1 pseudogene is annotated in these 334 nt (G+C 29.6%); it reads right to left on the minus strand.

The annotated features are described in order from the left end of the window. Positions 1-29: 29 nt before the first annotated feature. A pseudogene (locus tag IU405_RS00245) lies at positions 30-334 on the minus strand (glutamine synthetase type III); the annotation flags it as partial.

The following is a 334-nucleotide window of genomic DNA, read 5'->3' on the forward strand; positions in this document are numbered from 1 at the left end:
AATCCTACTGAAAAGTAGGATGTTTTCTTTTATCGTGTAAATAATAATTCTCGGTATTTAGTTAATGGCCACAAATTATCATCTACCATGGTTTCTAATTTATCACAATGATACCGTATTTGCTCAAAAAATGGTTTTACCGTTTTACAATACGCTTCTGCCATTTTAACGCCAGATAGTTGATTGGCTTGTTTACGAGCTTCAATCATTTGTAAACTTAGTGAATTAATTTCGGTGATATGATTTGAAATTACCATGATTAATTCAATTTGCTCTTTGGCGATATTTTTATAATCTTCACCAAAAATTTCTTTTAAATTCCTAGTGTTTTCTA

The organism is Polaribacter sp. BAL334, assembly GCF_015767435.1.
Classification (GTDB): Bacteria; Bacteroidota; Bacteroidia; order Flavobacteriales; family Flavobacteriaceae; genus Polaribacter.